Source organism: Clostridium sp. DL1XJH146 (assembly GCF_054819755.1).
The window spans coordinates 1-4,873 of record NZ_JBTVVN010000080.1; the positions used below are offsets into that span (position 1 = coordinate 1).

A 4,873-nucleotide genomic window follows, 5' to 3' on the forward strand; every position below is an offset into this window, starting at 1 on the left:
CCTTTTTGAGATATAAAAAAATCATTATCACATTTAATGCGATAATGATTTTAATTTCATAGTTTTTCAGTGGCCTCTATTTATAACATGAGCTTTTATTTATCTTTGGTATGATTCCATAATTATCAACTAATTTTGTCTCAACAGTTATTTATAGATTTCAGATAAAATTGAAGAATGTTTCTATTTTTGAAAATCACAGAAGATTGTACCACTATGTGAAACATTAAGTCCACATTATGGAACCAAAAAATTGACAGTAATATTGTAAAAGGCTATATTAACGTTAAAGAAAAGAATAATAAATATATGTCCGAGCCGTATTGCCTAAAATATATTCACGGTAACCGTGCCATTGGGTATGAATGGAAACTATCATGCCTCCCGTTTTGGAAAGGACACTAAAAAATTTAAGGTGTATGTATACGAATACAAAAGCACCAAAATTAAAGGAGGCGAGGTTGTGTACGGTTATTGGAATAAGCTATTAAGAGTAAATTTGACAGACAAGACATTTAAGGCAGACCCAATAGATGAAAAATACCTTAAATTGCTACTAGGTGGAGCAGCACTAGGTGCTAAAATTTTATTGGATGAAGTTGAACCAAAGGTAGATCCACTTTCTAAAGATAATAAGATAATTTTTGCTTTGGGATTTATGCAGGCAGTAAATTTTCCAGGTAATGCAAAGTGGAGTGTAATAACAAAAGGACCTTTAACTGGTTCATTCCTGGATTCAGCAGGAACAGGAGCATGGGCTCCACAGTTGAAAAAAGCTGGGTATGATGCTTTGGTGATAGAAGGTAGAGCAGAAAATCCTACATATCTTTATATTAATGATGATGGTGTAGAATTTAGGGACGCAGCTAATGTATGGGGCAAAGATGCTGTGGAAACAGGAAGTATTATAAAAAAAGAATTAGGAAATAAACGGATAAATACTTTAAATATAGGACCAGCGGGAGAAATGTTGAATCCTATAGCCTGTATTACTTGCGATGGTCATTCCTTTGCAGGAAGAGGTGGGGCAGGAGCTGTTATGGGTTCTAAAAACCTAAAGGCAGTAGCAGTATGGGGAACAAAGCAGGTACCTGTTAAGGATTTAGACGGGTCTGAAAAACTTGCTAAGGAGCTCATGAAAAGGCTCCACGAAACAGCTAAAGGTGGAGGCGGAACACCAGATGTTATGGTGCCCTTAGAAGCTCTTGGAGATGTCCCTATAAAATATTGGCGTGGAGATGTATGGCAAAGAGGAGCAAAAATGATAGGTACGCCTAGATATACAGAGTTTTTAAATGTAAAACCTATGCCTTGTCAAAATTGTCCTGTGGGGTGCCATAGACATATACATGTAACATTACCTGATGGAACGGTTCTTGATGGAAATGGACCAGAATATGAGACTCTTGGAATGATGGGTTCTGGATTATTAATAGATGACTTATACGCTATTGCACTAGCTAATGATAAAGCAAATCGTGCCGGTGTAGATACCATATCTTTGGGTTCATTTGTAGGATTTATTATTGAATGCTATGAAGCTGGATTTTTAAGTGAAGAGGAAATTGGAATTGTTCCTAAATGGAGTGATAATGAGACACTTCAGTACCTGATTGATAAGTTAGTTAAATTAGAAGGAATAGGTAGCTTATTCAAAAAAGGTATAAGAGGTGCAGTTGAGCAAATTGGACAAGAATCTGCTGGGATTGCAGTAGAAGTTAAAAATCTTGACCTTCCTGCTCATGACCCAAGAGCAGTGTATGGACTTGCAGTTAACTATGCAACAACTCCTCGAGGTGCATGTCATGAAAGAGGTAATCCTCAGGCAAGTGCGCTTGGATTATTTTATCCTGATTGTGAAATGGATGGACCACCTGAACGATTTGATGAGAGTCAAGCAGGCTATTGTGCTTATATATATCAAAACACAAGTATGCTATATAATAATTTGACTATGTGCAAGTTTATGGTTAATAACGGAGGACTTACTATTACTGAAATAGCAAAAGAACTTGAAGTGGTTTCAGGTATAGAATTGACAAATATGGAACTACTTAAAACTTCAGAGAGAGGAATTGCTCTTCAACGGCTTATTAATATTCGAGATGGTATGAGTCGTAAGGATGATACATTACCTCCAAAAATGCTTCAAGCAGCAGTTATTGGTGGACGTGCAGGAAAAGCTCCTGTTAAATTTGATAGTATGTTACAAGATTACTATAAACTTCGTGGCTGGGATGAAAACGGTATACTAAAAGAAGAAACATTAAAAGAGCTTGGTCTTGAAGAATATATATCATTTTTGCCAAGCTGTGAATAGGGAGGATTAGCTTATATGGTAAAGGTTAAATTTTTCGGAGTTTTTGCTTCTATGATTCCTAAAAAAGATGAAAGTGGATATTGGAATATTGAAGTTTCTGAGAAAACAATTAAAGATATTTTAGCCTTGACACCAATTAAAGACTCATCAGTTAAATACTCTACATTTGTTAATAATAAGCGGAAAGATAGTGATTATGTTTTAAAGGATGGAGATGTATTGACTGTTATACCACTTCTTGCAGGGGGTTGATTGGTATCAATTTAAAATTTGTAATAATTGATAGAAATTATAATATAAATAGGGGAGGATTTTTAAATGTTAAAATCAAACGTTGGTTCATGCAAAGTTGCAAATGCTTTTGAAGCAGGTAAAGAGGCTGCTATGAAAGCTTGCGAAGGTATTGGAAAAGCTAAAGTTGCGTTTATGTACAGTAGTGTTGCTTATGACCAAACTGAACTTATTCAAGGGGCGGCTGAAGCAATGCCTGGAGTAGCTATTATAGGGAATACATCATTTACAGGTATAATTACACCTGAAGGATTTGTTGGTGGGGATACATTTGTTGGAATTATGGCTATGGAAGATGAGGATATGGTCGTTGGGGTAGCAGGACAAGCTAAAGGAGGAGATGCTCGTTTAACTGGTAGAGAAATAGCAAAACAAGCCCTCGAAGCTGCAGGAAAAACAACTTCTCCAGATTATTTTTATATGGTGGCATCACCAGGAGAAGAAGAATATTATCTTAAAGGGATTACTGATATTATAGGACGAGTACCTTTCTTTGGAGGAAGTGCTGCTGATAACACAATTACAGGCGAGTGGAAGTTGTTTACAGACAAGGGCGCTTTTGCGGATGGTGCAGCAGTTGCGTTTTTCTATAGTGATAAACCATTTGCCAATAAATATACAGGTGCATACCGCGAAACTTCAAAATCTGGTATTATAACAAAACTCAAAGGAGATAGAGTGCTTGTTGAGATTGATGGTGTACCAGCTCTTAAAAAATATGCGGAGTGGAGTGGTAAGAAGGCAGAAGATTTGTTTGGAGGAAACCTACTTGCGGGTTCTGTATGTGCACCACTTGGAGTTAAAGACAGATTAGGGGATTTAGTTGCTATAAGGCATCCAATGAATGGTAATGAAGATTATTCAATGAATATAGGTAATAATTTAGCTGTTAATACTGCTGTGATTTATATGGAAAGTACTGTAGACGAAATTATTGAATCTGCTGGAAGTATTTTAGAACAAACCAAAGAAAAAGCAGGAGTACCACTAGGGGCTTTACATCTTGTACATTGTGGTGGACGCCGTGCTGGTATTGATGCTAGAATAGATGAAGTTGCAAAACAGATTAAAGACGTCGCAGGGGATATACCTTTCATAACTGAATTTACTTTTGGTGAATATGGTTATGAAGATGATGGAATTGATACATGTGGTGGTCTTATGCTTTCATTTACAGGTTTTGCAAAGTAGAGAATAATAAATGCTGCCTATGACTTGTCCTAGGCAGCGTTTTTATTTGCTATATCCTAATCGCTCAGATATTTCTATACCTATTTGTACAATATGTTTAGCAATTGGTATGATTTTTTTATCTGGAAGTTGCTCTAATGTGCCACTGCCACTTACGGCAGCAATCACCTCGCCTCTATAGTCATATATTGGAGCTGCAATACAGCGCTGACTCATTGCATATTCTTGATTATCGATTGCCCAGCCTTGAACTCTTACTTTACGTAAATGATTTTTTAATGAAGGTAAGGTAACTATGGTATTTGGTGTAAATTTTTCAAATTGACAGAGTGAAATTGTTTCTTCAAGCTCAGTATCGGACAAACATGAAAGAAGACATTTTCCTAGTGATGAACAATAAGCAGGGACTCTATAGCCTATTTGAGCATAAAGTCTTAATTTTGTGTAACTATCAAGTTTTTCTATATATACAACCTGATCTCCATCTAACACACCTAAATGACATGTCAAATTATATTGGGATGATAGTTCCAATAAAAAAGGACGAGCTTCGGTTTGCAATTCAAGATCATTTATATGACAGCTAACAATTTCTATCAACTTTCTACCTATTTGATATTTATTACTTGGATTTTTTTCTACATAATTCCTTGAGCAAAGTGAGGAGAGTATACGATATACAGTTGTTTTGTGCAGATTTGTTCGAATTGATATTTCAGTAACGCCTAAACCTTGTTGTTCAGTGGAAAGTAGTTCGATTATATCCAGAGTTCTATCGATTACTTGTACATTTTTATGATTACTTTCGTTCACGGTAATACCCCTTTCTAACATACATTTTCTGAAATTATCCTAATATTATTTTATATCAGTTGATATAATTTTACAAATTAAACAAATATGTTGCTTTCCACGAATTCAGATTTAAATAACATTGACAACTATTGGTAGCAAGTGAGCCCTAGGGTTCACTATTTCCCCTGGGGTCCATATTTTAATGAAGCTTTGTTTGACTATGATCAATCTCTTCTTGGTGCATAATTGTCGCTTTGAAAGCGACCAATCTAAATT

Annotated in this window: 4 protein-coding genes and 1 riboswitch; of the genes, 3 read left to right on the plus strand and 1 reads right to left on the minus strand. The window is 35.7% G+C overall.

All coding sequences use genetic code 11. From position 1 onward, the window contains the following. Positions 1-299: 299 nt before the first annotated feature. Positions 300-416: riboswitch (molybdenum cofactor riboswitch) on the plus strand. A 47-nt stretch (positions 417-463) separates the two neighbouring features. The 3 genes from ACVHXK_RS18420 to ACVHXK_RS18430 all read left to right on the plus strand — a co-directional run bounded on the left by ACVHXK_RS18420 (position 464) and on the right by ACVHXK_RS18430 (position 3,802). Continuing rightward, positions 464-2,320, plus strand: coding sequence for an aldehyde ferredoxin oxidoreductase family protein (locus ACVHXK_RS18420; RefSeq protein WP_461207872.1), 1,857 nt, complete (start codon positions 464-466; stop codon positions 2,318-2,320). Between the two features lie 15 nt (positions 2,321-2,335). Then, complete coding sequence (locus ACVHXK_RS18425) at positions 2,336-2,572, plus strand: MoaD/ThiS family protein (protein ID WP_461207873.1); 237 nt, start codon at positions 2,336-2,338, stop codon at positions 2,570-2,572. Positions 2,573-2,638: 66 nt separating this feature from the next. Next, positions 2,639-3,802 carry an FIST signal transduction protein gene (locus ACVHXK_RS18430; RefSeq protein WP_461207874.1) on the plus strand — a complete coding sequence of 388 codons (1,164 nt, stop codon included), beginning with the start codon at positions 2,639-2,641 and terminating at the stop codon, positions 3,800-3,802. Between the two features lie 42 nt (positions 3,803-3,844). On the opposite strand, the gene ACVHXK_RS18435 is transcribed toward ACVHXK_RS18430, so the two are convergent. Then, the gene (locus ACVHXK_RS18435) at positions 3,845-4,615 is read right to left on the minus strand and encodes an IclR family transcriptional regulator (RefSeq protein WP_461207875.1); all 771 of its coding nucleotides are present in this window, start codon (positions 4,613-4,615) and stop codon (positions 3,845-3,847) included. Positions 4,616-4,873: the final 258 nt, after the last annotated feature.

Bases quoted from the DNA above. Each gene is read 5' to 3' on its own strand.
- ACVHXK_RS18425 (WP_461207873.1), top strand. From the start codon at position 2,336: ATGGTAAAGGTTAAATTTTTCGGAGTTTTTGCTTCTATGATTCCTAAA.
- ACVHXK_RS18430 (WP_461207874.1), top strand. From the start codon at position 2,639: ATGTTAAAATCAAACGTTGGTTCATGCAAAGTTGCAAATGCTTTTGAA.